12 protein-coding genes are annotated in these 14,669 nt (G+C 65.3%); 1 reads left to right on the top strand and 11 read right to left on the bottom strand.

Annotated features, from left to right (window positions below):
• Positions 1-2: 2 nt before the first annotated feature.
• Together EPL01_RS18795 and EPL01_RS18800 are read right to left on the bottom strand one after the other, a co-directional pair.
• Complete coding sequence (locus EPL01_RS18795; RefSeq protein WP_135826823.1) at positions 3-1,793, bottom strand: ABC transporter substrate-binding protein; 1,791 nt, start codon at positions 1,791-1,793, stop codon at positions 3-5.
• A 67-nt stretch (positions 1,794-1,860) separates the two neighbouring features.
• Entirely contained in the window at positions 1,861-2,085 is a 225-nt protein-coding gene (locus tag EPL01_RS18800; RefSeq protein WP_135826824.1) for a hypothetical protein, read from the bottom strand.
• A 471-nt stretch (positions 2,086-2,556) separates the two neighbouring features.
• Here EPL01_RS18800 and EPL01_RS18805 point away from each other — a divergent pair, with 471 nt between their 5' ends.
• Positions 2,557-2,886, top strand: a complete 330-nt coding sequence (locus EPL01_RS18805) for a cupin domain-containing protein (RefSeq protein WP_135826825.1) — start codon at positions 2,557-2,559, stop codon at positions 2,884-2,886.
• A 138-nt stretch (positions 2,887-3,024) separates the two neighbouring features.
• On the opposite strand, the gene EPL01_RS18810 is transcribed toward EPL01_RS18805, so the two are convergent.
• The 9 genes from EPL01_RS18810 to rpoB form a co-directional block, all read right to left on the bottom strand.
• Complete coding sequence (locus tag EPL01_RS18810; protein WP_135826826.1) at positions 3,025-3,876, bottom strand: hypothetical protein; 852 nt, start codon at positions 3,874-3,876, stop codon at positions 3,025-3,027.
• A gap of 207 nt (positions 3,877-4,083) precedes the next feature.
• Positions 4,084-4,701 carry a 30S ribosomal protein S7 gene (locus EPL01_RS18815; protein ID WP_135826827.1) on the bottom strand — a complete coding sequence of 206 codons (618 nt, stop codon included), beginning with the start codon at positions 4,699-4,701 and terminating at the stop codon, positions 4,084-4,086.
• Between the two features lie 2 nt (positions 4,702-4,703).
• The gene (locus tag EPL01_RS18820) at positions 4,704-5,132 is read right to left on the bottom strand and encodes a 30S ribosomal protein S12 (RefSeq protein WP_115794757.1); all 429 of its coding nucleotides are present in this window, start codon (positions 5,130-5,132) and stop codon (positions 4,704-4,706) included.
• Positions 5,133-5,336: 204 nt separating this feature from the next.
• Positions 5,337-7,049: a pyrroloquinoline quinone-dependent dehydrogenase gene (locus tag EPL01_RS18825; RefSeq protein ID WP_135826828.1), complete on the bottom strand. Its 1,713-nt coding sequence runs from the start codon at positions 7,047-7,049 to the stop codon at positions 5,337-5,339.
• Positions 7,046-7,975, bottom strand: coding sequence for a twin-arginine translocation signal domain-containing protein (locus EPL01_RS18830; protein ID WP_135826829.1), 930 nt, complete (start codon positions 7,973-7,975; stop codon positions 7,046-7,048). Before EPL01_RS18830 ends, EPL01_RS18825 begins: the two co-directional genes overlap by 4 nt.
• 269 nt (positions 7,976-8,244) lie before the next feature.
• Positions 8,245-8,682, bottom strand: a complete 438-nt coding sequence (locus tag EPL01_RS18835) for a NusA-like transcription termination signal-binding factor (RefSeq protein ID WP_135826830.1) — start codon at positions 8,680-8,682, stop codon at positions 8,245-8,247.
• A gap of 2 nt (positions 8,683-8,684) precedes the next feature.
• Complete coding sequence (gene rpoA2 / locus EPL01_RS18840; protein ID WP_135826831.1) at positions 8,685-9,878, bottom strand: DNA-directed RNA polymerase subunit A''; 1,194 nt, start codon at positions 9,876-9,878, stop codon at positions 8,685-8,687.
• A gap of 45 nt (positions 9,879-9,923) precedes the next feature.
• The gene (locus EPL01_RS18845; protein ID WP_135826832.1) at positions 9,924-12,839 is read right to left on the bottom strand and encodes a DNA-directed RNA polymerase subunit A'; all 2,916 of its coding nucleotides are present in this window, start codon (positions 12,837-12,839) and stop codon (positions 9,924-9,926) included.
• 3 nt (positions 12,840-12,842) lie between these two features.
• Positions 12,843-14,669, bottom strand: coding sequence for a DNA-directed RNA polymerase subunit B (rpoB, locus tag EPL01_RS18850; protein WP_135826833.1), 1,827 nt, complete (start codon positions 14,667-14,669; stop codon positions 12,843-12,845).

Here is a 14,669-nt window from a genome sequence, read left to right on the forward strand (position 1 = left end):
AATCACCTGTTCACCAAATCGCCGTCGTCGTACTGATACCCGGCGTCTCGGAAGGCTTCGCGGGCCTGTTCGGCGTCCAGTTCTCCGTCGTCCCCGAAGAAGGGAACCACTGGGTCTTCGTCGCCCCACGCGAGGTCCGGCGACGACCACTCGGTGACGGCGAGTGGATTCACGGCCGGGACGGCGTACCCGTCGAACACGTCGGCGACGATGGCCTCCTTGTCGAGGAGGCGGGCGACGTTCCGGCGGAACCGGGGGTTGCCGAGCGGCGGGCGTTGAACGTTGAATCCCAGATGATAGAACGACCGCGACGTCTCGGCGACGAGGTCGAGGCCGTCGCGTCTGGCGACGGTCGGGACCAGTCGCGGTTCGATGGCCGAGGACGCGGCGTCCGCGCGTCCCGCTTCGAGGAAGTTGAGGGCGGCGTCGGCCGACGGAACCACCCGAACGTCGAGTTCCGCGAAGTCGGCACCGAGTCCGGCGGCGTCGGCGTCGCCGTCGTGGAGGAAGTGGTCCTCGAACCGGGAGAAGACGACGCGTTCGCCCACCGTCTTCTCCTGAAACCGAAGGGGGCCGCTTCCCGTCGGCGTCGGATTGTCCCAGACGAGCGCCTCCGTGGTCCGGTCGCCGACCTCGATTCCGGCCACGCCGGTCGAGGAGGACTTGTCGCGCCACTCGCGCTCCGGGAGGACGGGAACGGTGAACGCTCGCACCGCGACGGCGGGGTCGCTGGCCACGAAGTCGAACTCGACCGTCTGTTCGTCCACCCGCCGGACGCGTTCGACCAGCGAGATGCGCCCGCGGAACCGGGGCGCGGGAACGGACGAATCCTCTCGTCCCAGCGACGTGTCGGCGAGGAACTCGTACGTAAACGCCACGTCTGCGGCGGTGACTCGTCGGCCGTCGTGCCAGCGGGCGTCGTCGCGGAGGCGGACGGTCGCGGTCGGTCCGCCGTCGCTCTCGTCGCGCCACGTCCAGTCGGCCGCGAGCCACGGTTCGACGCCGTCGCCGCGGTTCCGTCCGAGGGGGTCGTACAGCAGACCGGTGAACGTCCCGCGGTTCCGAAACGCGCTGGCTATCGGGTTCAGGTTCGCGGTCACTCGGCCGTCGGTGACGACGGTCTCTAGCCGCTCCGGGCTGTCACCGTCGGCCTCGAGCGCGAGATAGCCGAGCGGTCGGCCGAGTCCGAACCGCTCCCACCCCGAGTATCGGTCGGTGCGAACCGCCCAGAGGTCGTCCGGAAACGCGACGACCGCGAACGGTTGCTGTCGCGCGACGGTTCGCTGGAGTTCGGCCAGTCGCTCGAACCGCTCGGACCCGCTGGTCCGGCGCTGGGCCTCCAGACTCTCGTCCACGTCGAGGTCGGTGAAGCCGAAGGGGTTCTGCCACCCGGACTCCGCGACGAACTGCGAGTGAAGCAACGACCGCAGGAAGTCGGGGTCGTCGTACGCGGGGTGGCGCGCCACGTACACGTCGAAATCGTTGTTGATGAGGACGTCGCGGAGCAGTTCCTGTTCGTCCATCAGCGTGACCTGCGCGTCCACGCCGACCGCCGACAGACGGTTCGTGACGACGCGGGCGATTTTGACTGCCCGCGGGTCGGTGTCGGCGGGGACCGTTTTCACTTCGAGCGACACCTGCTCGGAGGACTCACGGTTGGCGATGCTCCGCACCTGTTGGACACAGCCAGCGGACGCCACCGACGCGGTTCCGGCGAGACCGGCGAGTATCGCCCGCCTGCGCCGGTCGAGCCGTCCACTCTCGTCAGCAGAGCGGCTATTCGGAAGACCCATCGGTTACTCACACTGGTTGCGATGATGGCTATATAGATGTGACGGTACGAGGAGACCGCGACCCGTCTCACGCCAGTTCTGCCAGCGCGAGCAGGACGCTCGGCGCGACCAGCAGGACGAGGCCGACGACTATCAGCAGGGCCGGAATCACGAGCAGGCCCATGTCGGTGAACAGCCACAGACCGACGCCTGCGAGGACGACGACCAACCCGAGGAGTCGGAACAGCCACGTCACGACGCCTTCGAGTCCCGAATCCGCCAGCAAATCGACGACTTCGAGTGCTTCGTCCATGGCAAATCGGTGTCTGCAAACGCCAGCCACTTGAAAGATGTGGCGACTTCGGCGGTTCTCGACCGGTCTGATTGCGCTCGTCTGAATTTTCATTCCGGCGCGCGCTGGCGCGGTCTCTCGTGACGCGCCATCGGCGTGCGAGGGACGAGTAGCGCAACGAAGTGAGCAACGCAGGAGGTTGGGGAGGCCCGAGGCGCACGCTCGGTGCCTCTTGCCACCGGCAAACGCCCGACCGAGCAACCGACAGGGTGGGATGAAGGGGCCGCCCGGTCGCGTCCACTTTAGTCGCTGAGTGATCCCTATCGGCGCGGGCGGTGCGGAGAGCGCCGATATGTCACTCAGCGACCGCGAGCGGGCGAGGGCTTCAGAAGACACTTTCGCGGTGATTCTGCTGTTCGCGGTCACAGTTCAGACAAATAGATTCCCTAGACCGACGCCACACTAAACACCCACCGCGTCGTACACCCCACGATGGCCTACACCAAGGTAGACTCCCGAAGCGTCGAACCGATAGCCGACGGACTGCGCTTCCTGCGGGACCCGCTCGACTGCGAGAAACTCGGCGTCTCCATCCTCGACGCCGACCCCGGATGGACCGGCAAGGAACACGACCACGCCGAGGACGGCCAAGAGGAGGTCTACGTTCTCCTCGAAGGCGAGGCCACCGTCACTGTCGAGGGCGAGGAGGTACACCTCGACGCGGGCGAGGCCCTCCGCATCCCCGCCGAGGCGACCCGGCAAATCAAGAACGGCGACACCGAGAGCAAGTTCGTGCTGGTCGGAGCATCGGACGAGGAGTGAGCACCGCCCGGAAAGACAATCGTGAAGTAGTCTAATAGCAATTAGAATATTTCTTTAGGAAATCAATACGTTTCTATACTGCCAGCCCGGCGACTCGCTTCGGGAGGCGACCAACCCCCAGACTGACTCGGAGAGAACTCAGAACATCGACAGTCCGCCGCCTTCCCACCGCGCGGCCCCGGTCTGGAGTTCGCCGTCGGTGTCGTCTCCCTTCGTCAGCGCGTACTCGTCGAAGTTCACTATCTGGTCCTTCGGCGACGGTGCCTCGCCGCCGAAGTAAAATATCAGCCAGCCGTGGATGCCCTGCTCGTCCGGGCGCGTCGAGAACCGCAGCGACCGCTTCTCTAACTCCAACTCGTCGCCCACCCACACTTGGAGGACGCCGTCGGGATTCGCCGACCCGTCCGACGCGACGGTGTTCAGCTTTACGCGCTGTTCGACCTTCACCCACTCGCCGAACGGGAAGTCCGAGACGACCTCGAACTGGTGGCCGTACTCGCCCTCCTCTACGTCCATGTCCCACGTGTACTGGGCGAGTCCGCCGTCGGGCGTCACGTTCGGCTTGGACGACCAGCCGTTGGTCCCGTCCGGGGGGTTGTCCGTCCCGTACTCGCCCGGATATTTGAACCCCGGCTGTTTCGGCCCGCCCCACTTTCCGTCGAGTCCCGACGGCTCGAACCCCTCTTCGTACCGAATCCAGTACCGCGTGTACAGCTCCGTCTGCGGACTCCCCGGCTCGTAGACCCGGCCCAGTCCGCGATGCTCGCCGCGCGGATACCGAACTTGGAGCGACGGACCGTGACCGACGGACCGCTCGTGGTCGAGACTCGACATCGCCGTCGTCTCGAAGTTCACCGTGGCCGACTCGGGGTCCTCCGGGGTCGGGTCGGCCTCGTCCCGCAGCGTCGTTGCACCGTAGCCTGCGAGCGTGAGACCGGCGGCCCGTAACAGCCCTCGGCGGGTGTCTCGAAATCGGTTTTTCTCGGACATTGCTCGAAGGAGTCCTCGGTCAGACTCTCCCCCTATAGGGTAGCAGAGGAGTTTGACGGGCTAAAGCAGAGGGGCGTAACAGGTTAAAGAGTAGCGCTCGCGTCGATACGGGCGGAACAGACGGAATAGGCGATTTTCGACCGAGTTCCTGAAGTAGCCACTCGGTCGAAACGCGAAAGAGAAGATTCGTGTCCGAAAGCGCGGAGCTTAGCGGGCCGCGGCCGCGACGCGCTCTTTCTCTTCCTTCTGGTTGATAGCGTAGGTCTGGACGTCGTAGTCGGCCGCGCCGATGAGCTGGCTAGCCAGCGCTTCGGAGGCGTCGGTCGAGGTCTTGAACGAGTCGCTCTGGACGCCCTCGGCGATGAACTTCAGGGCCTGGTCGACGCGGCGCTGGGGCGCGACGTCGACCGCCTTCGGGACCGAGATGCCACCGTACTTCAGGCGGACAGTCTCCTCTCGGGGGGCCGCGTTCTCGACGGCCGTCACGAGAACCTGCACCGGGTTCTCGTCGGTGCGGTCGTGAATCTTCTCGAAGGCCTCACGGGTGATGCGCATCGTCTGCTGCTTCTTGCCCGTGTTCTCCTCGGTCTGCATCAGGCGGTTGATGAGACGCTCGACGATGGAGACCTCGCTCTTGCGGAACTGCTTGGAGGCGTGGCGACCCATCGTGTGCGCGACCGGCGTGACCGTGATGTAGCGCTCGGTCGAGGGGTCGGCGTACTCGATGTTCGTGATGTCCCACTCGCCGAACAGGTCGGCGGCGGCCGTTCCTTCCTCGTCCGTGCCCGCTGGTCGGTCGGGTTCGGGTTGGTCTTCTGCTGCCATGATTATCGCACCGGCTTCTCAGCGTTTCCGCGAACCAGTTCTTCGAGGCTCACGCCGTTGACCTTCTCTACCTTGTAGTTGACGCCCGAAAGGTCGCCCATCGCGCGACCCTTCGCGCCGCCGATGCCCGCGATGGTGACCTCGTCGTGTTCGTCGATGAACGAGATTGCACCGTCGCCGGGGCAGAACGCGGTCACTTGCTTGCCGTTCTTGATGAGCTGGACTCGGACGCACTTCCGAATCGCCGAGTTGGGCTGCTTGGCCTCGATGCCCACCTTTTCGAGAACGATGCCACGGCCCTGGGGCGCGCCTTCGAGGGGGTCGGACTTCTCCCCGAGACCGCGCTCGCGTCGGGCGTAATCGGAGTCGGACCACCGATGATTCTGGCGGTCCTTCCTGAGCTTACGAGCTGCGTACTTGCCGTTCGCCATATGCTGTGGGCTATCCGTCCGAGCTACTTAAGCCTCCCTCTTTTGACCCGGCGTAACGGGCGCACATCGCTGGAACGGGGTCGATTAGCCAATCTGAGCGCGTCTCAGCGAAACGCTGTGCGCGCCGCTTAGGTTCGGTTCGGTCAGCAGATTCGCTCGTGGCGAAAAATCGGCCCGGCGAGCGGGCCGAAAAGCGGCGGGGCGCTACTCCTCCAGCGAGAACACGCCGATGGTGGTCCCGGCCTGCGCCGACCGGAGGCCGCCGCCGCCAGCCTGCACCGCGACGTACTGCTTGCCGACGACCGAGTCGTACCAGCTCATCGGCGAGGAGTTCACCGAGGCGTCGAACTGGTGCTGCCAGCGTCGGTCGCCGGTCTCCGAGTCGTAGGCGATGAACTCGCCCGCGCCGTTGCCGGTGAAGGTGAGGCCGGTCGTCGTACTCAGCGACCCGCCCATGGCGAACTCGCCCCACGTGTCTTGCCAGACGACCTCGCCGGTCATCGGGTCCACCGCCGAGAAGTACGCGAGTTGCTGGTCCCACTCGTCGGGTGCCGGGCCGGGGTCGTCCATGGCCGGATAGACGGTGAAGCTCCCGCCGAGGTACGTCGAGGGGTACTCCCACTCGCCGACCTCGTCCCACTGGAACTTGCTCGGGTAGTTCATCGCCTTGACGTGGAGGTTGCCGGTCTCGCGGCTGTAGGAGGCCGGGTTCCACTCCGAGCCGCCGTCCGCCGAGGGCATAATCCACGGCGTCTCTTCGAGGGTCTCTTGGGGGAGATACCACATGTTGAGGTGCTGGCTTATCTCCCGGCTTCGCTCGTAGAGCTTGCCGTTCCCGGCGTCGAGCGTGTAGTTCCACGCGGTCTTGCCGGGGTGGCTGACCATCTTTTTGCGCTCGCCCTCGACGTCCGTCTCGAAGACGACCGGCGGCGTCGAGGCGTCCCAGTCCCACCAGTCGTGGGGGACCTCTTGGAAGTACCACTCGACAGCGCCGTCGTCGGTGTTCAGCGCGACCACCGAGTCCGAGTAGACGTTCGGACCGGGCCGGACCGCGCCGTTCACGTCCGGGCCGGGGTTGCCGACGTTGGCGTAGAGCGTGTCGGTCTCGGGGTCCACCGTGATGGTCATCCAGTTGGTCGCCGCGCCGTTGCGCCACGAGTCGCCTATCCACTGCTCTCTGGGCGTCATCCACGTCCGCCACTCGCGCTCGCCGGACTCGGCGTCGATGGCCTCGATGAACCCGCGGACGCCGTACTCGCCGCCCGCGCTCCCGTTGAGGATGCTCCCCTCGTAGACGACGGGTGCCCACGTCGCGGAGTAGCCCTGCCCGGTCGGGGCCGAACTGTAGAGCCACTGCTGTTCGCCGGTGTAGCGGTCGATGGCGACGACGTTGGCGTCGAGCGTCGTCATGTAGAGGGTGTCGCCGAGGAGGGCGACTCCTCGGTTGTTCGAGCCACAGCAGAAGATGGCGGGTCGCTGTTCGCCGCCCTGTTCGGAGGGCGCGTACCGGTAGGTCCAGATGACCTCGCCCGACCGGGCGTTGACCGCCCGGAGGACGCCGGGACCGTTGGTCTGGTACATAATCGGCGGGTCCGAAGGCACGACGACGGGCGTCCCCTCCAGTTTGCCCCGCTCTACGTCGGTATCGACTTCGATGGTGTACTCCAGCGAGAGGTCCCCGACGTTCTCGGGCGTGATGGCGTCGGCGGTGGTGAACCGCTGTTGGTGGTAGCCCCCGCCGTACATCAGCCAGCTTTCGGGGTCGTCACCGGCCTCCAGCAGCATGTCCTGCGTGACGTTGAGCCGCGGAATCTGCTGGTCGTCCTGTCGAATCGTCGTCGGCCCGTCGGCGACGAACTCGACTCTGGTTCCCTCTGCGGTGCGCTCTACGTTCGCGTGCGGTCTGTCGGTACTCATGAGTTACCTCCCATCGGGGCGCGCTCGGCGTCCGAAATCCGGAACACGTCGTCCGCGATGGCCTCCTGTCCGCGGACGGCCAGCGCCGACCCGCCAGCGAGCGCGGCGGCCAGTTGACTGTTCTCCAAGTCCTCCGGCCCGGCCAAGTCGCGGGCCGCCGTGACGAACAGGTGCGTCCCGGCGAGGATGCGCTTGGCGTCCCAGACGCCCGCGTCGAGGTGGTCCTCGGTCAGGACGACCTCGCGCTGCCAGAGGTGCTGGTCCAACTCGTCTATCCAGAGCAGGCCCCCGCCGAGCGCGCGCTGGTGGAGCGGAGCCACGTCCGCCGGGTCGTACTCGTCTGGATTGGCCGGGAGTCGCGCGGTCGAGACCCACTGAGCGAGGCGCTGGTTCTCGGTGGTCGCGTCCACCACGACGGCGGTGCGCTCGCGCTCGCCGAGTCCGGCGTCGGCCAGCGCCCCCGCGAGCGGTTCGGCCCGAATCAGTTCGGCGACGGTCGCGCGGACGTGGTCCGGCGTGAACTCCGGCAGGTGTTGCTCGGCCGAGGCGAAGAAGCCGACCTCGGCGAGGTGGTCGTAGGCGTCCCACGCCGGTTCGGTCAGCGCCGCGTAGCCCGCTGTGTCCGGCGCGTCCGGAAACCCGGCCGCCCGGAGTTCCGGAAGTGCGGCGACGGACTCCTCGATTCCGGTGACAGCCCCCGCGAGGAGACCCCCGTCGAGGCCGCCCGCGAGGTCGGCCCGGATGCGCTCGCCGACGGTGGCGAGTTCCTCGGCGGACTCCTCGCCGACTGCCCCGCGAAGGTCCGACAGCGAGAGTTCCGAGGCCGCGCCGACGCTCCCGGCGAGACCGAGCGCCTTCAGGAAGTCGCGCCGGTCGCGCTCGTCCACGTCCGGTATTCGGTTCGTTCGTGTGCTATTGTCTGTCATTCCCCATCCCACGGGAACATCGACGGTGACGACAAATTAGCTTGTCCTCGGGAACAGAGCCGGTGGGGCTAAAATTTCGCCGGGAAGTCGTCAGAGCGAGCGAACAGCAAGGACTAAGAAATAATTACAATTCTATAAGTAATGGTATTCTATATTTAGCAACGGATTTTGTTTCCTGCCGACGCTACCGCTATCGCTGCGGAACATTCGGAAACCGACTGAGTCGCGCTGCTCTCGGAGCGCGGGCCAGCAAAACGGATTCTCGGCCGCTACGTCAACTGGATGTCGTCGATGTCGTAGTGTCGCTTGGCCAGTTTCTCGGCGGCCGTGATGTTGCGCCCGCCCTCGCCGATGGCGATGCCGGTATCCTCGGAATCCACCTCGGCGTAGGCGATGGTCTCGTCGTCCTCGCTGACGGTGACGTTGTACACCGCCGCGGGAGCCAAGGCGTTGGCGACGAACGCCTCGGGCGTGTCGGCGTCCTCGACCAGCATGACTTCGCGGCCCAACTGCTCCTCGACCTTCCGGACGGTCTCGCCGCCCGAGCCGATAGCTTGGGCCATGTCGCCGGGCTTGACGAGGAAGACCACGCGCTCGTCGCCGTCCTCGCCGTCCTCGAAGACCACGCAGTCGCGGGCGGTCGCGCCGGTCTCGTCCTCGAAGAGGGCGATGAACTGGCGAGCCGTGTCCGAGAGCGTGACCACCATGCTCAGTCGGAGGCCTCGGGTTCGGCCTCACCGGCCATCGAACCCATCCGGAGGTCCACGTCGCCGGTGCCGAGCTTGATGGGCTTGCCGACGATGACGTTCTCGGTCACGCCGTTGAGGTCGTCGACTTCGCCGTGGATGGCGGCGTCGAGCAGGTGGTTGACCGTGACCTCGAACGCCGCACGCGCGAGGACCGACTCCTTGCTCCCGGAGATGCCGTGGCGACCGATGGACTCGATTTCGCCGTTGTTGGTCATGATGTCGGCGACCAGCATCAGGTGCCGAACGTTCACGTCACCGAGACCCTGCTCTTCGAGGGTGTCCATCGTCTCCTCGATGATGGCCTCGCGCGCGGCCTCGATGCCCAGATTCTTGCGAATCTCGTGGATGTTGTTCGAGGTCGTCCGACTTGCGTCCACGCCCTCGATTTCGATGACGTCGCCGAACGCCGACCCCTCGGTGTAGAGGACGAACTCCTCGCCCTCTTCGAGTTGCTCCTTGCGGATGACGACGCGCGTGATGTCCTCGATGCCCTTGAAGACGATTTCGCGCAGTTGCTCGACCAACTGGAGGAGTTCGCGGTAACTCGGCTGTTCGGGGCCGAACTCGATGACCGTCCCCTGCTGGTTGGTCTGGACGCCGAGTTCGTCCTCGATGATGCCCGCCACCTCGTCGGGAGCAATCATCCGCTCTTCGAGGGTGTCCTCGTTGAGGTCGATGGAGACCACCATGTCGGCGACGTTGGTCGAGATGTCACCGAGCGCGAGAATCTTGGTCGCCTCGATTTGCCAGACGACCTCGTGGGCCTTCTCGCGGTCGGTGGCGTACTCGTCTTCGAGGTGAATCGTCATCATCGGCGTGTCGGGGGTCTTGCGCGCGTCCACCAACTCGATGAGTCGGGGCAGACCCTGCGTCACGTCGATTTCCGCGACGCCCGCGTAGTGGAAGGTGTTCATCGTCATCTGGGTCCCCGGCTCCCCGATACTCTGGGCGGAGACGGTTCCCACCGGGTCCAGCGGGTCCACGCGAGTGTCGAGATACCGCGTCTCGACCGCGCGGGCGATTTGGTCTGCCTGCTCGGCGGTGACGCCGTCGCGGGCTTCCACCGTGCTGTACACTTCGTCTTTCAGCCGTCGCGGAAGGTCGGTGTCCTCGACGACGGCCTCGATGTCCTCGGATACGTCGTAGTCTGTCATGATTGGCGTGGATGTCCTGTAGCGGTTGGTTGGGAAGCGGTGGCGTCAGTCGTCGCTCTGGGCCTGTCTGGCGTCGACGTGTTCCGAGAGGTTCGTCGGCGGAAGCTTCTCGCCGAGGAACTCCTGTCTGCGCTCGTCGCTGCCGAACTCCTCGTCGAGGATGCGGTCGGCGATCTGGTCCACGTCGATGTCGCCCTCGTCGTTCGAGGAGACCTTCACGGGACTGGTGCCGTCCTCGCCGAACTCGAACTGGACGATGGTGTCGGAGGTGTCCCGAACCGTGCCGTCGTACTGGGTTTCGAGTTCCGAGAGCGCGTTGATGAGACGCCGCTGGAGGTAGCCGGACTTGGAGGTACGGACTGCCGTGTCCACCAGCCCCTCGCGGCCACCCATCGCGTGGAAGAAGAACTCACGGGGGTTCAGACCGCCCGTGTAGGAGTGTTCCACGAAGCCGTGGGCCTCCGCGGAGAGGTCGTTGGGCTTGTAGTGGCTCAGCGTGCGGTCCTCGTATCCGCGGTTGATTCGCTCGCCGCGAACTGCCTGCTGACCGACCGCGCCAGCCATCTGGGTCAGGTTGAGCATCGACCCACGCGCACCGGCTTCGGCCATGACCACGGCGGGGTTGTCGTCGGCGAAGTGTTCCTCTGCGATGTCACCGGCAGAGTCACGCGCCTTGCCGAGCGTCTGCATGATCTTCATCTCCAGCGTCTCGTCCACCGTCCGGCCCGGTAGGGATTCGAGGTCGCCGTTCTGGTAGGTGTCGATGAGTTCCTCGACGCGGTCGTAGGCGTTGTCGATGGCCTCGTCGATGCGGTCTTGGGCCTCCTCCGGAACCGACTCGTCGTCGATACCGATGGAGAACCCGAAGTGCATGATGGAGCGCATCGCCAGCGCCGCGACCTCGTTGATGAAGATGCGCGAGCGGGTGTTGCCGTAGACCTTCGTGATGGTGTCGACAATCTTGCCACCGAACTCGCCCACCTCGTCCTCGGCGATGGTGCCCTCGATGAGCTGGCCGTCCTCGATAATCACGTCGTCGCCGACCGTGCCGGTGAACTCCAGATTCAGGTCGCTCGGGAGGAGTTCCGAGAAGATGTCCCGACCGGTCCAGTAGGGTTCGCCGTCCTCCTCGGTGCCCGAGGGGTCCGGAAGCTCGTCGATGCGAGTCGCCCGCAGGAGGTCCAGCGCCTGCGTCTCGTTGAAGTGGGGGTTCTCGTTGGTGAGCAGGTACATCCCGGAGATGTGGTCCTGAATCGCGCCGATGATGTTCTCACCGAAGCGCGGCGACAGGATTTGTTCCTGCACGCGCATGAGGACCCGAGCCTCCGCGCGGGCCTCCTCGTTCTGGAGGGCGTGCATGTTCATCTCGTCGCCGTCGAAGTCGGCGTTGTACGGCGGACAGACCACGGTGTTGAGCCGGAAGGTCTTGTACGGCATCACGACCACTTCGTGAGCCATGATGGACATCCGGTGGAGCGACGGCTGGCGGTTGAAGATGACGATGTCGCCGTCCACGAGGTGTCGGTTGACCTCCCAGCCAGCCTCGACCTTGGTCGCCAGTTCCTCGCAGTTCTTCTCGGTCACCTTGAGGCGGCGACCGTCGGGGCGCTTGACGTAGTTCGCGCCCGGATGGCCCTCGGGACCGTTGGCGACGTACCGCTGGGCCTCCTCGACGTTGCGGTCGGTGACGTTCATCGTCTGGGTCATCTCGCGGGCCACGCGCTCGGGGACGCCGACCTCGTTGAGGCTAAGGGTCGGGTCGGGCGAGATGACGGTACGCGCCGAGAAGTTGACGCGCTTCCCGGACAGCGAACCGCGGAAGCGACCTTCCTTACCCTTGAGACGCTGACTCAGCGTCTTGAGAGGTCGCCCGGAGCGGTGTCGGGCGGGCGGCGTGCCCGAAATCTCGTTGTCCATGAACGTCGTGACGTGGTACTGGAGCAGTTCCCAGAGGTCCTCGATGATGAGTTGGGGCGCGCCCGCCTCGCGGTTCTCCATGAACCGCTGGTTGATGCGGATGATGTCCACGAGTTTGTGGGTCAGGTCGTCCTCGGAACGCTGACCGTTGTCGAGCGTAATCGAGGGACGGGCCGTCACCGGCGGGACCGGCAGGACCGTCAGAATCATCCACTCGGGCCGGGAGCGCTCGGAGTTGATGCCGAGGGTCTCGACGTCCGCGTCCGGGATGTCCTCGAACCAGTCGCGGATGTCGCTGGGCATCAGCTTGTTCATGTCCTCCTCGGTCAGGTCGATGTCCAGCGCCTTCTCGATTGCCTTCCGGTCGTCCTCGCGGGGCCGGAACTCGCCCGACATGATGTCGTTGATGCGCGAGATGTCGATGTCGGTCTTCTCGGCGAGTTCCTGCGGAGCGACCGGCTCGCGGTCCTCCTCCTCGCTACCCTGCATCGCGGCGGCGATCTGCTCGGAGTACTCGCTGGTGAGGACCTGCTGGACCTCGTAGTAGGTGGTCGGCTTCTCGTGGTTGATGTCGTACTGGACCTCGCCGCAGTAGGGACAGCGGTCCTTCTTGCGGGCCTCTCGGATGGCGGACTTGGTCACGTCGGTCAGGTCGTTGCCGAGTTCCTTGGTCCGGGTCAGCTTCGACTCGTATTTTTCCTTCTCGTCGTCGGTGAGCAGGAGGCGCGAGCAGTTCCGACAGGTGCCTCGCAGGAGTCGTCGGATGAGCTTCGTGAACCCGACGTGGATGACGGGCGCGGCCAGTTCGATGTGACCGAAGTGGCCGTTACACGACCCCGAGTGCTTGCCGCAGGTCTTGCACTCCAGCCCGGGGTCGATGACGCCCAGTCGGGGGTCCATCAGCCCCATGTCGATGGGGAAGCCGTCGTCGTCGTAGGTGTCGGCCGTGATGATTTTGGTCGCCGACATCTCGCGGTACTCCTCGGGGTCCATCAGCCCGAAGCTGATTTCGCCGATTTCCTTGGGTGTTTGTCCTGTAGACATGGTTTATACTGCGTCCTCCAGTTCGAGTCGCGGTGCGATGCCCAGCGCCTTCATCTCGTCGAGGAGAAGCTTGAACGCGTAAGACATCTCGATTTCGTGGATGTCGGTCTCCTCCTCGCAGTTCGGACAGTAGACGCGGTTCTGCTCGACGTTCTCGACCGCGCTCATGCCACAGTTGGCACAGACGTAGATCCACTCGCGGTCGGACTCGTCCAGCAGTCGCTCCTTGAGGGTGAGGGCGGCACCGTGCCCGATAAGCACGTCCCGCTCCATCTCCCCGACACGAAGCCCACCCTCGCGGGCGCGACCCTCGGTCGGCTGGCGCGTCAGCACCTGAACCGGACCGCGCGAGCGAGCGTGGAGCTTGTTCGACACCATGTGGTAGAGCTTCTGGTAGAAAATGGTGCCAATGAAAATCTCGGCTTCAATCTTCTCCCCGGTGATGCCGGAGTACATGATCTCCTTGCCGGAGGACTTGAAGCCCTGCTCTTCGAGGCCGCCACGAAGCTCTTCCTCGTCCTCGCCGGTGAACGGCGTCCCGTCCACACGTCGTCCTTCGAGGGCACCGACCTTCCCGCCGATCATCTCCAGCACGTGGCCGACCGTCATCCGGGACGGCAGGGCGTGAGGGTTGATGATGAGGTCCGGCACGACGCCCTGTTGGGTGAAGGGCATGTCCTCTTGGGGCGCGATGTGGCCGACGACGCCCTTCTGACCGTGCCGCGACGCGAACTTGTCGCCGAGTTCCGGAATCCGCTCGTCGCGCACCGAGACCTTCGAGAGCTTCGAGCCGTCCTCGCCCTCCATCAGGGTCACGGTGTCCACGACGCCGGACTCGCCCGAGCGCATGGTGACGGAGGTCTCCCGGCGCTTCTGCGGGGAGAGACCGCCCATGTCGTCGGGTTCTTCGAGGAACCGGGGCGGACTGGTCTTACCCAGCAGGACCGAGTTCTCGTCTACCTGCGTCTCGGGGTTGACCAGACCGTCCTCGTCGAGGTGCGTGTAGGCGTCTTCGCCGCGCGCGCCGCGAACGTCGTCGCTCGGAATCTCGAAGCGGTCTTCCTGACCGCCGGGATAGCGTCGCTCCTCGCCCTCGTAGGTCCGGAAGAAGTGCGAGCGAGCCAGCGCGCGGTCCACCGAACCGCCGTTGAGGACCAGCGCGTCCTCGATGTTGAAGCCCTCGTAGGACATGACCGCGACCGTGAAGTTCTGTGCGGCCGGGCGGTCGTCGTACCCGATTTGCTCGGTGGTCTGGGTCTTGACCATCGAAAGCTGGGGGTAGTGAAGCAGGTGCTGGCGGGTGTCGGGCCGGATGCGGTAGTTCGCCGCCGGAAGCCCGAGCGACTGCTTTATCATCCCCGACCCCATCGTAATCCGGGGCGAGGCGTTGTGTTCGGGGTACGGGACCATGCCCGCACCGATGCCGAAGATGAGCTGCGGGTCGACTTCGAGGTGGGTGTGGTCCTCGGTGAGGTCGTCTTCGTCCACCGCGACGTAGATGTCCTCTTCCTCCTCGGCGTCGATGAACTCGACCTTGCCGCGCTCGACGAGGTCGTCGAAGTCGAGGTCGCCGTTCTTGACCGCCGCGACTTCCTCCTCGGTCACGAGGGGTTCGCCGTCCTCGATGACCAGCAGGGGTCGGCGGGCGCGACCGGCGTCGGCGTTGATGATGACCTCGCGGGTCCGCTCCTTGACCGAGACGTTGACCATCTCGCTCACGTCGCCGCGGCGGCGAGCGTGTCGGACCTGTTCGGCGAGCTGTTCGGGGTCGGGGTGGGTACCGACCAGACTACCGTTCACGTATACTTTCGCTTCTCGTCCCTGACTCAT

The organism is Halorussus ruber, assembly GCF_004765785.1.
Lineage (GTDB): Archaea > Halobacteriota > Halobacteria > Halobacteriales > Haladaptataceae > Halorussus > Halorussus ruber.

Excerpts from the sequence above, each read along its gene's own strand:
- rpoA2 (WP_135826831.1), bottom strand. The coding sequence starts at position 9,878 with ATGACAGACTACGACGTATCCGAGGACATCGAGGCCGTCGTCGAGGAC.
- EPL01_RS18835 (WP_135826830.1), bottom strand. The coding sequence starts at position 8,682 with ATGGTGGTCACGCTCTCGGACACGGCTCGCCAGTTCATCGCCCTCTTC.
- rpoB (WP_135826833.1), bottom strand. The coding sequence starts at position 14,669 with ATGAGTCAGGGACGAGAAGCGAAAGTATACGTGAACGGTAGTCTGGTC.
- EPL01_RS18830 (WP_135826829.1), bottom strand. The coding sequence starts at position 7,975 with ATGACAGACAATAGCACACGAACGAACCGAATACCGGACGTGGACGAG.
- EPL01_RS18800 (WP_135826824.1), bottom strand. The coding sequence starts at position 2,085 with ATGGACGAAGCACTCGAAGTCGTCGATTTGCTGGCGGATTCGGGACTC.
- EPL01_RS18795 (WP_135826823.1), bottom strand. The coding sequence starts at position 1,793 with ATGGGTCTTCCGAATAGCCGCTCTGCTGACGAGAGTGGACGGCTCGAC.
- EPL01_RS18810 (WP_135826826.1), bottom strand. The coding sequence starts at position 3,876 with ATGTCCGAGAAAAACCGATTTCGAGACACCCGCCGAGGGCTGTTACGG.
- EPL01_RS18815 (WP_135826827.1), bottom strand. The coding sequence starts at position 4,701 with ATGGCAGCAGAAGACCAACCCGAACCCGACCGACCAGCGGGCACGGAC.
- EPL01_RS18825 (WP_135826828.1), bottom strand. The coding sequence starts at position 7,049 with ATGAGTACCGACAGACCGCACGCGAACGTAGAGCGCACCGCAGAGGGA.
- EPL01_RS18845 (WP_135826832.1), bottom strand. The coding sequence starts at position 12,839 with ATGTCTACAGGACAAACACCCAAGGAAATCGGCGAAATCAGCTTCGGG.
- EPL01_RS18820 (WP_115794757.1), bottom strand. The coding sequence starts at position 5,132 with ATGGCGAACGGCAAGTACGCAGCTCGTAAGCTCAGGAAGGACCGCCAG.
- EPL01_RS18805 (WP_135826825.1), top strand. The coding sequence starts at position 2,557 with ATGGCCTACACCAAGGTAGACTCCCGAAGCGTCGAACCGATAGCCGAC.